This window comes from Streptomyces sp. MUM 203J (assembly GCF_022414595.1).
Classification (GTDB): Bacteria; Actinomycetota; Actinomycetes; order Streptomycetales; family Streptomycetaceae; genus Streptomyces.
Genome location: NZ_JADWYO010000012.1, coordinates 47,899 through 62,297 on the forward strand (window position 1 = coordinate 47,899; position 14,399 = coordinate 62,297).

18 protein-coding genes are annotated in these 14,399 nt (G+C 74.9%); 14 read left to right on the forward strand and 4 right to left on the reverse strand.

The window, feature by feature from the left end; genetic code table 11:
* The first annotated feature begins 44 nt into the window (after positions 1-44).
* The 6 genes from I3F58_RS09565 to I3F58_RS09590 all read left to right on the forward strand — a co-directional run bounded on the left by I3F58_RS09565 (position 45) and on the right by I3F58_RS09590 (position 5,380).
* A complete protein-coding gene (locus I3F58_RS09565) occupies positions 45-1,223 on the forward strand; it encodes a molybdopterin-dependent oxidoreductase (RefSeq protein WP_240107856.1) in 1,179 nt (392 codons plus the stop codon).
* On the forward strand, positions 1,220-1,747 hold the full coding sequence (locus tag I3F58_RS09570) for a hypothetical protein (protein WP_240107857.1): 528 nt from the start codon (positions 1,220-1,222) through the stop codon (positions 1,745-1,747). The genes I3F58_RS09565 and I3F58_RS09570 overlap by 4 nt, the downstream gene beginning before the upstream one ends.
* 129 nt (positions 1,748-1,876) lie before the next feature.
* Positions 1,877-2,941, forward strand: a complete 1,065-nt coding sequence (locus I3F58_RS09575) for an NAD(P)-dependent oxidoreductase (protein ID WP_240107858.1) — start codon at positions 1,877-1,879, stop codon at positions 2,939-2,941.
* Positions 2,942-2,988: 47 nt separating this feature from the next.
* Positions 2,989-3,684 carry a glycosyltransferase family 2 protein gene (locus I3F58_RS09580; RefSeq protein WP_374207932.1) on the forward strand — a complete coding sequence of 232 codons (696 nt, stop codon included), beginning with the start codon at positions 2,989-2,991 and terminating at the stop codon, positions 3,682-3,684.
* Positions 3,684-4,337, forward strand: a complete 654-nt coding sequence (locus I3F58_RS09585) for a DUF2064 domain-containing protein (RefSeq protein ID WP_240107860.1) — start codon at positions 3,684-3,686, stop codon at positions 4,335-4,337. The genes I3F58_RS09580 and I3F58_RS09585 overlap by 1 nt, the downstream gene beginning before the upstream one ends.
* A 221-nt stretch (positions 4,338-4,558) precedes the next feature.
* Positions 4,559-5,380 carry a methyltransferase domain-containing protein gene (locus I3F58_RS09590; protein ID WP_240107918.1) on the forward strand — a complete coding sequence of 274 codons (822 nt, stop codon included), beginning with the start codon at positions 4,559-4,561 and terminating at the stop codon, positions 5,378-5,380.
* A 243-nt stretch (positions 5,381-5,623) separates the two neighbouring features.
* Here I3F58_RS09590 and I3F58_RS09595 read toward each other — a convergent pair whose 3' ends face one another.
* The 3 genes from I3F58_RS09595 to I3F58_RS09605 form a co-directional block, all read right to left on the reverse strand.
* Positions 5,624-6,106 carry a hypothetical protein gene (locus I3F58_RS09595; protein ID WP_240107861.1) on the reverse strand — a complete coding sequence of 161 codons (483 nt, stop codon included), beginning with the start codon at positions 6,104-6,106 and terminating at the stop codon, positions 5,624-5,626.
* A gap of 32 nt (positions 6,107-6,138) precedes the next feature.
* A complete protein-coding gene (locus I3F58_RS09600) occupies positions 6,139-6,885 on the reverse strand; it encodes a GntR family transcriptional regulator (RefSeq protein ID WP_240107862.1) in 747 nt (248 codons plus the stop codon).
* A gap of 148 nt (positions 6,886-7,033) precedes the next feature.
* Positions 7,034-8,401 carry an aspartate aminotransferase family protein gene (locus I3F58_RS09605; RefSeq protein WP_240107863.1) on the reverse strand — a complete coding sequence of 456 codons (1,368 nt, stop codon included), beginning with the start codon at positions 8,399-8,401 and terminating at the stop codon, positions 7,034-7,036.
* Between the two features lie 346 nt (positions 8,402-8,747).
* Here I3F58_RS09605 and I3F58_RS09610 point away from each other — a divergent pair, with 346 nt between their 5' ends.
* The 7 genes from I3F58_RS09610 (at position 8,748) to I3F58_RS09645 (ending at position 12,570) form a co-directional block, all read left to right on the forward strand.
* Positions 8,748-9,566: a putative protein N(5)-glutamine methyltransferase gene (locus I3F58_RS09610; protein WP_240107864.1), complete on the forward strand. Its 819-nt coding sequence runs from the start codon at positions 8,748-8,750 to the stop codon at positions 9,564-9,566.
* A gap of 298 nt (positions 9,567-9,864) precedes the next feature.
* A complete protein-coding gene (locus I3F58_RS09615) occupies positions 9,865-10,827 on the forward strand; it encodes a MarR family transcriptional regulator (protein WP_240107865.1) in 963 nt (320 codons plus the stop codon).
* Positions 10,828-11,211, forward strand: coding sequence for a roadblock/LC7 domain-containing protein (locus I3F58_RS09620; protein ID WP_240107866.1), 384 nt, complete (start codon positions 10,828-10,830; stop codon positions 11,209-11,211).
* Positions 11,208-11,642, forward strand: coding sequence for a hypothetical protein (locus I3F58_RS09625; protein ID WP_240107867.1), 435 nt, complete (start codon positions 11,208-11,210; stop codon positions 11,640-11,642). The genes I3F58_RS09620 and I3F58_RS09625 overlap by 4 nt, the downstream gene beginning before the upstream one ends.
* A gap of 213 nt (positions 11,643-11,855) precedes the next feature.
* The gene (locus tag I3F58_RS09635) at positions 11,856-12,098 is read left to right on the forward strand and encodes a DUF397 domain-containing protein (protein WP_240107868.1); all 243 of its coding nucleotides are present in this window, start codon (positions 11,856-11,858) and stop codon (positions 12,096-12,098) included.
* The gene (locus I3F58_RS09640) at positions 12,095-12,325 is read left to right on the forward strand and encodes a hypothetical protein (RefSeq protein WP_240107869.1); all 231 of its coding nucleotides are present in this window, start codon (positions 12,095-12,097) and stop codon (positions 12,323-12,325) included. The genes I3F58_RS09635 and I3F58_RS09640 overlap by 4 nt, the downstream gene beginning before the upstream one ends.
* Positions 12,326-12,375: 50 nt before the next feature.
* On the forward strand, positions 12,376-12,570 hold the full coding sequence (locus I3F58_RS09645; protein WP_240107919.1) for a hypothetical protein: 195 nt from the start codon (positions 12,376-12,378) through the stop codon (positions 12,568-12,570).
* A 2-nt stretch (positions 12,571-12,572) separates the two neighbouring features.
* On the opposite strand, the gene I3F58_RS09650 is transcribed toward I3F58_RS09645, so the two are convergent.
* On the reverse strand, positions 12,573-13,634 hold the full coding sequence (locus I3F58_RS09650) for a hypothetical protein (RefSeq protein ID WP_240107870.1): 1,062 nt from the start codon (positions 13,632-13,634) through the stop codon (positions 12,573-12,575).
* A gap of 342 nt (positions 13,635-13,976) precedes the next feature.
* On the opposite strand from I3F58_RS09650, the gene I3F58_RS09655 reads away from it, so the two are divergent.
* A complete protein-coding gene (locus I3F58_RS09655; protein WP_240107871.1) occupies positions 13,977-14,273 on the forward strand; it encodes a hypothetical protein in 297 nt (98 codons plus the stop codon).
* Positions 14,274-14,399: the final 126 nt, after the last annotated feature.

The window sequence follows — 14,399 nt, forward strand, 5'->3', positions numbered from 1 at the left end:
GTCGTTACGGTCCGCGGGGGGTGCGGCGGGTTTCTCATGGAGCCATGACCCAGCGCGCCCGCCGAGTACCCCGAGTCCCTCGCCTCCCCCGCCCGCCCTCCCTTCCGCGCCCGCGCTTCCGGGGGCGTCTGCACGATCCCCGTACCGCGACGGCCATCGGACGGTGGCTGGGGCTGGCGGTGCTGGTGTGCTTCCTGACCGGACTGACCAGCCATTACGTGCAGCGCCCGCCGGACTGGCTGGCGGACGTGCTGCCGAGCCGCCCCACCTGGGGCTACCGGCTCAGCCAGGGCCTGCATGTGGCGAGCGGCATCGCGGCGATCCCGCTGCTGTTCGCGAAGCTGTGGACGGTGTACCCGAGGCTGTTCGTGAAGCCGGCGATCCGTTCCGTACGGCACGGGCTGGAGCGGCTGTCGGTGGCGGTGCTGGTCGGGGCGTCGCTGTTCCAGCTGTTCACCGGGCTGATCAACACGGCCGAGTGGTATCCGTGGCCGTTCTCGTTCGTGCCGGTGCACTTCGGGATGGCGTGGGTGTTCCTGGGGGCGCTGCTGCTGCACGTGGCGGTCAAGTGGCCGGACATCCGGGACCACTGGCGGGCACGGTCGGCGGGCACGCTGGAGCTGCCGGCGGAGGACGGCCCGAACCGGCGGTCGCTGCTGGTGGGCACCGGGCTGGCGGTGGGGGCGGTGACGGTGACGACGGTCGGCCAGTCGCTGACCCCGCTGAAGGCACTGGACCTGCTGGCGCCCCGGCATCCGGACCACGGCTCGCAGGGGCTGCCGGTGACGCGCACGGCGTCGGAGGCGGGCATGGCGTCCGTGCCGGAGGAGAGCTGGCGGCTGAAGGTCGTGGGGCCGCGCCCGTTCGAACTGACGCTGGCGGAGCTGCGGGCGCTGCCGCAGGTGGCCTCGGAGCTGCCGATCGCCTGCGTCGAGGGCTGGTCCAAGAACGCGCACTGGAGCGGGGTTCGGATCGGTGACCTGCTGGTACGGGCGGGTGCCCCGCCCGGCTCGCGGGTGCGGGTGGTGTCGCTGGAACGGCGGGGCGCGTACCGCGTCATGGAAATGGGCGCGCGCTACGCGGAGGACCCGCTGACCCTGCTGGCCCTGCGGCTGAACGGCCAGGTCCTGTCCCCCGACCACGGCTTCCCGGCCCGCATCATCGCCCCGAACCGTCCCGGCGTCTGGCAGACGAAGTGGGTCGAGCGGCTGGAGGTCCTGTGAACGGGCGCGCACAGGTGACCGCGTGGTTCGAGGATGCGCGCGCGGCGGTCGCGCGCGTGGGGGGCGGGCGGCTGGTGCTGGGGGCCGCGGGGGTGGCCGCCATGGGGCTGGGGGCCTCACTGGTGGTGGACACGGGCAGCGTCATGGACGTGATCCTGTGGCTGGCGGGGGCGGTGCTGCTGCACGACCTGGTGGCGGCGCCGTTCGTGCTGCTGGTGGGGCTGGTGGTGGTGGTGCGCGTCGCGGCGCCCCGGCTGGTCCGGGGGGCGCTGGTGGTGGCCGGCGGATTGACCCTGGTGGCCCTGCCGGTGCTGCTGGCGCCGCGGCGGGCGGCCCGGCCGACGGTCCTGCCGCTGGACTATCCCCGCAACTGGCTGCTCCTGATGGGCGCGGTGGCGGTGGGCGCGCTGCTCCTGGCCGTGTCCCGCGCGGCGCCCCGCTGGGCCCGCGCGGGAGCGGCCCGGGTCCGGGCGGCCCGCGAGGCCCGGGCGCGCGCTCACCGCGACCGGGCGGGGCGGGGCTGAGCCCCGCCCCCGTACCCCGGCGCGGAGCGCACTCGTCGTGCGGGCGCCCCGCGCCGCAGGTCTTACGGAAGCGTGACGTGCGGGCGCGGGAGCCGTGCGCGGCGCGCCCGCGGGCCTAGCGTCGACGGCATGCGTGTACTTGTCACCGGCGGGGCCGGTTTCATCGGGTCGCACATCGTGGACGCGCTCGTCGCCCAGGGGCACGAACCCGTCGTCATGGACGCGCTGCTGGCCGGCGCGCACGGGGAGGAGGCCGAGCCGCCCCCGGGAAGCGTCCGGGCGGACGTGCGGGACCCGGACGCCGTGCGCGCCCTGCTGCGCGGCGTGGACGCGGTGTGCCACCAGGCCGCCATGGTGGGTCTCGGCAAGGACTTCGCGGACGCCCCCGACTACGTCTCCTGCAACGATCTCGGCACCGCCGTCCTGCTCGCCGCCATGGCGGAGACCGGGGTCGGGCGGCTCGTCCTGGCCGGGTCGATGGTGGTGTACGGGGAGGGCCGCTACGACTGCCCGGCGCACGGCCGCGTGCGCCCCGGCCCGCGCGCGGAGCCTGACCTCCGGGACGGCCGGTTCGAGCCCGGCTGCCCCCGCTGCGGCGCCCCCCTGGCCCCCGGCCTCGTCGGCGAGGACGCCCCCGTCGACCCCCGCAACGTCTACGCCGCCACCAAACTGACCCAGGAACACCTCGCCGCCTCCTGGGCCCGGGCCACCGGCGGCCGGGCCGTGGCGCTGCGCTACCACAACGTGTACGGCCCCCGGATGCCCCGTGACACCCCCTACGCGGGCGTGGCCTCCCTCTTCCGCTCTGCGCTCGCCCGCGGCGAGGCCCCGCGCGTGTTCGAGGACGGCGGCCAGCGGCGGGACTTCGTCCATGTACGGGACGTCGCCGCCGCGAACCTGGCCGCGCTGGAAGCGCTCGGGCAGCAGCCGCGCGGCGCGCTGACCCCGTACAACACGGGCAGCGGGGAGCCGCACACCGTCGGGGAGATGGCGACGGTGCTCGCGGACGCGGCGGGCGGGCCCGCTCCGGTCGTCACGGGCGAGTACCGGCTCGGGGACGTGCGGCACATCACCGCCGACTCGGCGCGGCTGCGCGCCGCGCTGGGCTGGCGGCCGGAGGTCGGCTTCGCGCAGGGCATGGCCGAGTTCGCGGCGAGTGGGCTACGCGGGACGGTGGACGTCCGCGTTTCGTAAGCTCCGGGGCCGCCTCTGAGGGGCCGTCGGTTCATACGGTGAGGAGTGTGACCGAACACCACGATCTCACTGTGGACGTCGTCCTCCCCTGCCTCGACGAGGCGGAGGCCCTGCCCTGGGTGCTGGAGCGGATCCCGCCCGGCTGGCGGGCCCTCGTCGTCGACAACGGCTCCGCCGACGGCTCTCCGGACATCGCCCGGGCGCTCGGCGCGACCGTGGTCGCGGAGCCCCGGCGCGGCTTCGGCGCCGCCTGTCATGCGGGGCTGCTGGCCTCGGACGCGGACGTCGTCTGCTTCTGCGACTGCGACGCGTCGCTGGACCCGGGCCTGCTCGTGCCGTTCGTGGCCGAGGTGGCGGCGGGCCGCGCCGACCTGGTGCTGGGACGGCGCCGGCCGGCCACCCGGGGGGCCTGGCCGCCGCACGCCCGCGCCGGGAACCTCGCGCTGTCCCGCATGCTGCGCCGCCGCACCGGGCTGCGGCTGCACGACCTGGGCCCGATGCGGGCGGCGCGGCGGGAGGAGCTGCTGGGCCTGGAGCTGACGGACCGCCGCAGCGGCTACCCGCTCCAGATGGTGGTCCGCGCGGCGGACGCGGGCTGGCGGGTACGGGAGCGGGATGTGCCGTATCTGCCGCGCGCGGGGCGGTCGAAGGTCACGGGGACGTGGCGGGGGACCTGGCACGCGGTCCGCGACATGCGCGCGGTGCTGGCGGAGCCCGTACGGGAGAAGGAGAGGGTGGCGTGATGAGCGGCGGTACGGAGACGGCGGGCTCGTTGCTCGTGATCGCGAAGGCGCCGGTACCGGGGCGGGTGAAGACGCGGCTGACGCCGCCGTTCACGCCGCAGGAGGCGGCCCGGCTGGCCGAGGCGGCGCTGGTGGACACGCTCGCGGCGGTCGCGGCGACGCCGGTGCGGCGCCGGGTCCTCGTCCTGGACGGAGAGCCGGGGCCGTGGGTCCCGCCGGGATTCGAGGTGCTCCCGCAGGCCTCGGGCGGGCTGGACGAGCGGCTGGCGGCGGCGTTCGCGGGCTGCGCGGAGGGGCCCGCTCTGGTCGTCGGCATGGACACCCCGCAGGTCACGCCCGAACTGCTGGCCAGAGGACTGAACTTCGGCGCGTGCGACGCGACGTTCGGTCCCGCGGAGGACGGCGGCTTCTGGTCCCTGGGCCTGGCCGCCCCTGACCCGTCACTGCTGCGCGGCGTCCCCATGTCCGTGCCGGAGACCGGCCGCGAACAGCGACGCCGCCTCGTGGAGGCGGGCCTGCGGGTGCACGACCTGCCGGCCCTGCGGGACGTGGACCGGGCGGAGGACGCCCTGGAGGTGTCCGTGCTCGCACCGCCGGACGGCCGGTTCGCCGCGCTGCACGCGGAACTGACGGGGACGGGGGCGGTGCGGTGAGCGCGGTGCGGGTGGACGTGGAAAGGGCAGCGCGCCCCGCGCGAGCCGTACGGGCGGGGGCAGCCCCTGCCGCCGACCCGGCCGACGCGGTACCGGCGGGAGTGGTCGGTGCCGTTGATCCGGCCGGGGCGTTCGGGCCGCCCGAGCCGAGCGGGGGCGGGAGGCCGTCGCGGGACTCGCGGGCGCGGCCCGGGACGGCCGTCGCTGAACCGGCCGGGGCGGTGCCGGCGGAAACGGTCACTGCCGCTGACCTGGCCGGGGCGGTGCGGGCGGGGTCGGGAGCCGTCGAACCGGCCGGTGCGGTGCGCGTGCGCGGCGGGGCGCCGGGGGACACCGCCCCGCGGGCGGGCGCGGTCACCGCCGACCCGGCCGGTGCGGTACGGGCATGGCGGGACGCCGATCCGTACGCGGAGGCCCTGCGGGCGGGGCGCGGCCCCTTGTTCCTGCGACGGGGCGACGGGTGGCTGTTGCCGTTGGACGTCGAGCGCTGGTGCGCGGCGCCCGACCGGGCCGACGCCACGGTCCTGGAGCGGTGCCGGGGCTCCGTGCTGGACGTGGGCTGCGGCCCGGGGCGGCTGGTCGCCGCGCTGGCAGCGCTGCGGCGGCCCGCGCTGGGCGTGGACGTCAGCCGGGAGGCGGTGGACCGGACGATACGGGCCGGTGGCACCGCGCTGTGCCGTTCGGTGTTCGATCCGTTGCCGGACGAGGGCGGCTGGGGCACGGTCCTGCTGATGGACGGCAACATCGGCATCGGCGGCGACCCCGTGGCGCTGCTGCGCCGTGTCGCGGAACTGGCCCGGCCCGACGGGCGCGTGATCGTCGAGACGGCCCCGCACGAGGTGGACGAGCGGGTGGACGTCCGGGTCGACGACGGGCGAGGCGGCGAGAGCGCACGGTTCCCCTGGGCCCGGGTGGGGCCCCGCGCCCTGCTGCCGCACGCGGCGGCGGCGGGCTGGCGGCCGGTCACCCAGTGGCGTTCGGAGGGCCGCCCCTTCACGCAGCTCGTCCGCGCCCCGGGCCCGGCGGGGCCGCGGCGCGACTGACGGGTGCGGTGCCCATGCCGTGCGGGGCCGGGGTGTGCGGGCCGCAGGGCCGGTTCCGCCGCGCCCGCCCGTTCCCCCCTCAAGCGCTTCGTACAGCGGCCCGGGCGGACCGGGCTGGAGGGGTCCTTTTCACGGGGTCCCCTCTGCCACCGCGGGACGGGGCTCCACACGAGCCGTCGTCGGAGACCCCGGAGCGGCCCCGCCTCCCCGGGCGGGGGCAGGCGCCGCGCGCACGGGCGCCGGTCAGTGACGCGCCGTCCCGCTGATCGCGTACACGTCGCCCGGCCGCAGGCCCCGCGGTCTCATGTACGGCCCGCGCTCGGCGACGACCGTCACGGTCACCCCGGAGGCGGGCTGCCGGAAGAGCCGGTAGGAGGGGGCGCCCATCGGGGACGGGACCTCCAGGAGCGGGACGCCGCGGCGTGCCGACAACGCCCGCAGCCGGGCGAAGCGCAGTCGCCGGGCGAACCGGCCGTACCGGGACCGCAGTTCCGGGTTCACGGTCCCTCGGTCCCCGTAGGCCAGGCGATGGACCTGGAGGGTGAAGTGGTGGCCCTGCCACGGCTGCCCCGCTGCCTCGCGGCCCCAGAAGAACTCCGCCAGGCCGTAGTCCCGCCACATGTGGTGCGCACCGGAGACGTTCTCGGCGTAGCCGGGCCCCAGGACGGCCGTGACCTCCTCGGGGCCGTGCGAGGGCGGCACCCCCAGGACCGTCCCGGACCTCACGGCGTCCAGGTAGAACGCGAGGGAGTACGGGGTCAGCGCCCCGCCCCGTCCAGGTGGTCCGCCCAGCGCAGCGCGTGCGCGTTGTACGCGTCGATCACCGCCATGACCCGCTCGGGCACGCCCTCCGACACCGCGTCGACCAGTTCCACGTGCCCGCTCCACAGCCAGTCGCACAGCCGCCGGTCGCCCCGCAGGTAAGGGACCGCGAACACCCAGGCCTGCACGCGCAGGCGGTGCAGGAAGTCCGCGACGTACCGGTTGGCGACCAGCCCGCACATCTCGCGCCAGAAGCGCAGGTCGTAGCCGATCAGGATGTCCAGGTCCCCGGCCCGCGCCGCCCGCGCCGCCGCCTCCGCCCGGCGCAGTACCGACGTCAGCGCGCCGTCCCGCGGACACCGCGGTCCGGCCGGGGCACCCGCGCCGGGCCCTCCGCCCACGCCCTCCGGGGCGTGGATCCCGCAGGCCATGCCCCGCTCCGTCAGCCGCCGGTACAGCCCGTCCACGATCAGTGCCCGTGCCTCGACCATGCCCCGGTAGTCCGCCACCGTGAACTGGTGGACGCGGAAACCTTTGTGCTGGTCCGAGTCCAGCAGCCCCTGCGCCGACAGATCGACCAGCGCCTCCCGTACGGGCGTCGCGGACACTCCGTACTGGTCGGCTATCTGCTTGACCGTGAACTCCTGCCCCGGCTGGAGACGCCCCGCGAGCACCTCGTCACGCAGCGCGTCCGCGATCTGCTGGCGCAGAGTGCTGCGGGTGACTGGTCCGCTCGCGACCATCTGTGAGGCCCCTCCGTCCGGTTTCGGGACACCTTAAGCCAGCCCTACGCCAGTCGGAGGGGGTCACCTGCAGGGGTGAATGTCACACCGTCCCGCCCGGGGACCGCCCCCGAGCTCCCGACGACCCCCCGGAGGACGCCCGGGGAGGTCAGACCGTGTGCGCGTCCGCCACCGTCAGCGCCGCGTCCAGCACCGCGAGGCCCTCCTTCGCCTCGGCCTCCGTGAGCGTGCAGGGCGGCACGACATGCGTGCGGTTCATCGCGACGAACGGCCACAGCCCGCCCTTCTTGCAGGCCGCCCCGAACGCCGCCATCGGCGCGTTCGCCTCGCCGCTCGCGTTGTACGGCACGAGGGGCTCGCGCGTCGCCCGGTCCCGTACCAGCTCCAGCGCCCAGAAGGCGCCGAGGCCGCGCACCTCGCCCACCGACGGGTGCCGCTCGGCCAGCTCCCTCAGCCCGGGACCGAGCACCCGCTCCCCGAGCCGGGCGGCCCGCTCGACGATCCGCTCCTCCTCCATCACCCGCAGCGTGGCCACGGCGGCGGCGCAGGCCAGCGGGTGGCCGGAGTAGGTGAGCCCGCCGGGGTACGGGCGCCGCTCGAAGGAGGCGGCGACCCTGTCCGAGATCGCCACGCCGCCCAGCGGCACGTACCCGGACGTCACGCCCTTCGCGAAGGTCAGCAGGTCGGGCACCACCCCGTAGTGGTCCGCGGCGAACCACGCGCCGGTCCGCCCGAACCCCGCCATCACCTCGTCGAGGACCAGCAGGATCCCGTGCCGGTCGCACAGCTCCCTGACCCCCTCCAGGTATCCGGGCGGCGGCGGCATGATCCCGGCCGTCCCGGGGACCGTCTCCAGCACGATCGCCGCGACCGTGCCCGGCCCCTCGTACGCGACCGTGTCCTCCAGGTGCGCGAGCGCCCGGGCGCACTCCTGCGCCTCGTCCTGTGCGTAGAAGGCGGAGCGGTAGAGGTACGGGCCCCAGAAGTGGACCACTCCGGCGGAGGCCGTGTCGGACGGCCAGCGGCGCGGGTCGCCGGTCAGGTTGATCGCGGTGGACGTGGCGCCGTGGTACGAGCGGTACGCGCTGAGCACCTTGGGGCGGCCCGTGTGCAGCCGGGCCATCCGTACCGCGTTCTCGACGGCCTCGGCGCCGCCGTTCGTGAAGAAGATCCGGTCGAGATCGCCGGGCGTCCGCTCCGCGATCAGCCGCGCCGCCTCCGACCGCACGTCCACGGCGAACGCGGGCGCGAAGGTCGCGAGCCTCGCGGCCTGCTCCTGGATGGCGGCGACCACCTTGGGGTGCTGGTAGCCGATGTTCGTGAAGACGAGCCCGCTCGCGAAGTCCAGGTAGCGGTTCCCGTCGTAGTCCCAGAAGTACGAACCGTCGGCACCGGCGACGGCGAGCGGGTCGATCAGCCCCTGGGCGGACCAGGAGTGGAACACGTGGGCACGGTCGTCGGCCTTGACGGCGGCACCGGCCTGCGGGTCTGCGGCATCGGGAAGATGAGGGGTCATGCGGGCGAGGCTAGAAGCCGGGGACGGGCCGGGACCATGGCCAACGTGTACGGCGGAGGGCGTACGGATCGGCAGGGTGTCGGGGCCCGCAGGGCGGCGGGCCGGGCGGACGGGGGCGCGAACCGACGAGGGCTCCTCGGGTAGGGTGACGGGACCGATCTGCTGAGGGACCCGGTCTACGGACCCGCGTCCCCGCCCCGAGGAGGTGAGCCCCATCAACGCCAGGTCAGGCAGGGCGCTTCCCTCCCCGGGCGGTACGGTCGCCGCGCCGTAGCCGCGATTCCGGTTCGTACACGGACCGCCGGGAGCGCCCGCGCTGCAACGCGGCTCCCGAAAGGCTCGTACCGTGCCCACCCTCACTTCCACCACTTCCTTTCCCGGCATCGTGTCGGTCCTTCGCGCCGCCGGCTGCGTCTTCGCGGAAGACGAGGCCTCGCTCCTCACCTCCACCGCCCGCACGCCTGCCGAGCTGGCCGCCATGGTCTCGCGGCGCGCCGCCGGCCACCCCCTGGAACACGTCCTGGGCTGGGCCGAGTTCGCCGGACTGCGGGTCGCGGTGGACGAGGGCGTGTTCGTGCCGCGCCGCCGCACCGAGTTCCTGGTCGAACAGGCCGCCGCGCTCGCCCCGCACGGGGCGGTGGTGGTCGACCTGTGCTGCGGTACGGGCGCGCTGGGCGTCGCGCTGGCCCGCGCGGCGGGGGGCGCCGAACTGCACGCCGCCGACCTGGACCCGGCGGCCGTGCGGTGCGCCCGCCGGAACGTGGCGCCGCTGGGCGGCCGGGCGTGGGAGGGCGACCTCTACGCGGCGCTGCCGGAGCAGCTGCGGGGACGAGTGGACGTGCTCCTCGCGAACGTCCCGTACGTCCCGACCGGCGACATCCCGCTGCTCCCCCCGGAGGCCCGGCTCCACGAAGCCGCTCTCGCCCTGGACGGCGGGCCCGACGGGCTGGCCGTGCTGCGCCGGGTGACCGCGGAGGCGGCGGAGTGGCTGGCGCCGGGCGGCAGCCTCCTCTTCGAGACGAGCACCCGCCAGATCCCGGACGCCGTACGGGCCGTGGAGGCGGCCCCCGGCGGGTTCACCGCCCGGGTGGCCGCCTGTGAGGAGAGAGAGGCGACCGTCGTCCTCGCGACCCTGGCGCTCCCCCGCGTCGTCATCCGGCGGTGAGACGAAGGCTCCACACGCGCGGAGGCGCCGGGATCGGCAGCGTGTGCGGTCACGCGCCCGTACGGGGTAACCGATCCGCCGCCGCTGACCCCACCGCCCCCTTAGCGGAAGTAGCCGAAAGAAGTGGCCTCCCTCAGCGGTCGCCAACCGCCCGCGAACGACTGACACTTGCAGCTTCGGTCACATTGCGTCAGCGACGACGGGGCCGTCGTCACGGCTGATACACCTACCTCCTCGGTGTCACAGCTCAGGCACCAGTGCGAACGACACCAAGGGGTGAGGAGGGGCGTTGCCGGACATGCACGCGTCCATGCAGCGCGCCGGGCACGGCGTACTGCACCGCGCGCTGGCCCAGTGCCGGACCGACAGGGCCACCCTGGCCCTGCACGTCGACGGCAGACCCGGCGGGACGTTCCACCTCCGGCGGGGCGCCGTCGTCGCCGTCGAGACCCCCGGGGCGCCCGGCATCGAGGCGCTGCTCCTGCGGAGCGGGCGGGTCGGCGCCGACGACTGGGCCGGGACCGCATCCGGTATGCCCGCCGCCGAGCTCGTCGCCCGCGGGGTCGTCGGGGCCGCCGAACTGCGGGTCCTGTCCGAAATGGCACTGCAGGACGCGGTGTTCGCCGTCGTCGCGGGCGAGACCGGGGAGTGCGCCGCCGTACCGGACAGCGGGGCGGTCGTGCCGGTGGCCACGGGCGAGGACCCCGAGCGGCTCCTGGAGGCGGCGAGCCGGAGGTTCGCGGCGCTCGTGGCCATGCCCCACGCCGTGCTCCCGGACCGCGACCGCGTGACCTCCGTCAGCCACCACGGCACGGCCCCGTCCGCCGCGGCGGCCGAGGATCTCCCGCCGCACCGGCGGGAGATCCTCTTCCTCGCCGACGGCCGCCGGACGCCCCGCGACATCGCCTTCGCCGTCGGCAGGGGCGTCTACCACGTGACCGTGGAGGCCTCCCGGATGCTCGGCGAGGGCATGCTCCGACGGGTACGCCGCGAACACGAGCCCGGCAGCTCGCCCCGGGTGTGGACCGACCGGGTCCCCGCGCCGCGCCGGACACCCGCCGTCGGCCGCTCCCCCACCCCGTACGGCACGGCTCCCTACCCCCATGTGGAGCTCCCCCGGCGGATCCCGGGGGCCAGCGGCATCACCGGCGGCCGCGAGGACGACGGCAGCGGCCGCGCCTCCACCAGGACTCTCGCTGCGGACGAACCCGCGACGAGCCGGAAAGGACCCTTCCGGATGCAGATGCGAAAGGAACCGTGAATGGACCACGAGGCATTGGCCGGCGAGATGCGGGGGTTGCGCGATCAGATACCGGGGGTAACGGACACCGCCGTCGTGGCCGTGGACGGACTGCTGATCGCGGCCGACACGGAGGACGGCATCGAGCCGAACGGTCTCGCCGCCCTCGCCGCGGCCGGACTTGGCCTCGCCCGCCGCACGACGGGAGCCACCGGCCGCGGGACCCTGCGCCGCACCGTCGCCTACGGCAGCGCGGGCTGCGCGGCGATGTACGCGGTGGGCGACACCGCGCTGATGGTGGTCCTGGGAGACGAGGGCCTCGACGTGGAACGGCTGCACATGGAATCCCAGCCCGCGCTCAAGCGCATCGGGGCCATTCTCACGGAAGGAGCGGTGTCGGCATGACGACACAGCGCATGGCGGCACAGGGCTTCTCGGACCAGGTCTCGGCCCTGGTGAAGGCACTGCGAGCGGAGACACCGGACTGTGTGGCGGCGGGAGTGGTGGACATGTCCACCGGGATGCTCCTCTCGTACGAGACCGTCGACACCCACCCTCCGGAGGTCCTGGACCTGCTGGCGGGCGCGACACTCGACCTCTTCCAGGGCCGCACGGTCATCCTCATCGAGGACGTCTTCAAGGAACGCCGCGGCGTCGCCAACGACCAGCACTTCTTCCAGGAGATCCTGGTCAACAGCGACAACCTGACGCATCTGTTCATCCGTATGAACCACTCCCAGGACGTCGTCGCGGTCGCCGTCTGCCGCAAGTCGGTGAACGTCGGCATGCTCTTCGCCCAGGCCCGGCGCGTGGTGAAGGAACACAGCGGGATCTGATCGTGGTCGCGGTGCGGGGTCCCGGGCGGGGACCCCGCACCGGCCGCGAGCAGCGCGGTGTGGAGCGACTCTGGAGGTACCGGGCGAAAGCCTGCTGATCAGCGACCCCGCAAAGGTCGTTACGTTCGCGCGGCGGTATGCAAGGATTCGAGCACAGGCCCTGCACCCCCGTGGATCGCTGGGCCTCATCGAGCGGTTGGCAGGAGATCAGCCATGAGCGACACCCTCCAGTGGTTCAAGTCGATCTACAACAGCCCCACCGGCGGCGAGCGCATCGAAGTCGCCTTCAACCGGCGGAAGTCGTCGTACAGCGACTCCGGCGGTGGTCAGTGCGTCGAGGGCGCCGCCTGCCCCACCGTCGTCCCCGTCCGTGACTCCAAGGACCCCGGCCACGGCACCTTCGCCGTCGGTTCGTCCGCCTGGGCGGCGTTCCCGACGGGAGCCGTCCGGTCTTGAGAACCGTCATCGCCGGGCAGTTGGTCGAGCTGCCCGGCACCATCGCCGCGATCCGTGCCGCACTGGACGAGTCACGGGCCGAGGAGTTCGACGCGGAGATCCCGCACGTGCCCGTGGCCGAGCTCCCCCTCGCCCTCGCCCGCTGGGCACTGGCCACGACAGACGCGGACGCGGAGGACGCGGCACTGTTCGAGCGCCTGGCACGCGGCGAGGACACCCGGGGGTGAGCGGGTATCGCCTCCAGTACGCACCCCCGGCGGACCTGGCGCTGGATTCCATGGACGGGGCACTCAGGGCCCGGTTCGACTCCGGCATGCGTGCGCTGCTGGCCCCGGACCCGTACGGCCGCGGCTCCGCCCCCATAGACCGCGACCCCGACCGCCGCGAGGCAACCGTGTCGGGCGTGGTCATCCGCTACTACGTGAGCCGCAGCGTGCTGACGGTGACGGTCGTCCGCCTCGTCTTCGTCTGACGTCAGAACGGGGCGGTGTACCCGCGGTCCCGGAACCGGTCGTAGATCTCCCGGAGCCAGGGCAGGCGCACGGCGGGCAGCCGCACCAGGGTGTCGGCGAACACCTGCCGGTCAGGCCGGAACAGCTCCCACGGGCGCGGCGGCAGCGGGTCGTCCCGCAGCTCGCCCGCGGGCATTCCGCCGGTCACGGGAAGCAGTGAGCGTTCCCGGGCGAAAGCCAGATGCAGCCACACCTCGGCGTACAGCGGCACGGCGACCAGGTCGCCGGCGGGCGGCTGCCAGACCTCACCCGTCTGCGGGTGGCGCGGCACCAGGGCGATGTCGGGCGCGGGGTCCGGGAGGGGCAGACCGGGCCCGGACAGGCCCAGCCGGCGCTCCTGCGGCCCGGACGGCAGCAGTCGGCGCAGCGCCCGGCCGAACGTGTCCGTGAGGAGGCCGTCCGGGACGGCGACGGGGACCCCGGCCGAAGCCGCCAGGACGTGGGCCAGCGCGGCGCCCACAGCCGCCTCCCACTGGGGGCTCCAGTAACCCTGCTGCTCGACCGGGGGTGTGGCGGGCCACTGCTCGGCCAGGTCCTCCCAGGCGAGCCGAGCGGCCCGGGCACCGCCCGGCAGGCGGTGTACGGCGTGCGGCACGAACCGTACGGCCTGCCAGTGGCCGCAGTCGTCGACGAGGGTCGCCACCGGTTCCCCGCACCCCTCACACGCGAGGTTCGGACCGTCCCGGCCGTCCGTCCCGCAGCACAGCCCGTCGGTGCGGTCGGGGATCACGACGGTGTCCCGGGTGTCCCCGGGAGCGAGGACGATCGAGCCGGACGGCCCGTACGACAGCGCGGGCACCGGAGCGAACACCCCTTGTGCGGCGGCTTCTTCCGCCCCGACCTCGTCCCACCGCCGCCAGGGCGGCCCGTACGGCTCCGTCTCCACCGCGTAGGTCCCGGCCTCCATGAGCCCGGGGAGCAGGCCGTGCCCGTACCTCTGCCGTGCGTGCGCGGGAACCGCGACCCGCGACACCGGAACGGTCAATGCGGCGCCGCACGCCGCGCACGCGAACATGTCTGCCATCGGCATGAATGATCCGATCACGAAATCCGTTGGCCAACTCCTCTGGCGGGAGCATCCCGACGAGCAGCTCGTCCACGTGCGTCTCCCGGCCACGCCGCGGCCTTGTGGGTGACACCGAACCCGCCATCGTGCGGGCGCTGTGCGAGAGCCCCGTGTGCGGTGGACCCGGCGCAGAACCGTTCTCCCGGGGCCCGGCCCGCTGGCGCGAACCGGCTGCCGGGACCGCCGGGTTAACGCCATACGTGCGGGGCCGCGCGAGCGGGGGCCCTGCAACGGCCAGGCTGTTCCCGGGTGCCGTAACGGCGCTCTCCCGTCACCGATCGGAGAGACCACAGTATGAGCATGATCCAGTCCGGCAGGGTGAACCTCCGCTCCGACCACGCGACCGAGACCAGGGGCGGGCAGACCGGCACGTTCACGCGGGTGAGCTTCCCGACGCCGTTCCCGGCGGACGCGGAGGTCATCGTGCAGACCACCGTGCAGACCTTCAACGGCCCCGAGTCGCCGGGCGTGCGGCTGCACGACGTGGACAGGACCGGGTTCCTGATCCGCCTGAACGAACTCCACAGCTCCGGTACGGGCACCAGCGACGGCAAGCACGTCGAGGAGACCATCGGCTGGACCGCGTACACGATCTGAGCCGGCCGGACGTACCGGCCCGGGGCCGCGCGCATGTGTCACCGCGCGCGGCCCCGTCGGCGTACCGACGGCGAAAAGCATGGACCCGGTGGTTGTGAACACCCGTAGCCTCGGACTCTGACCGTC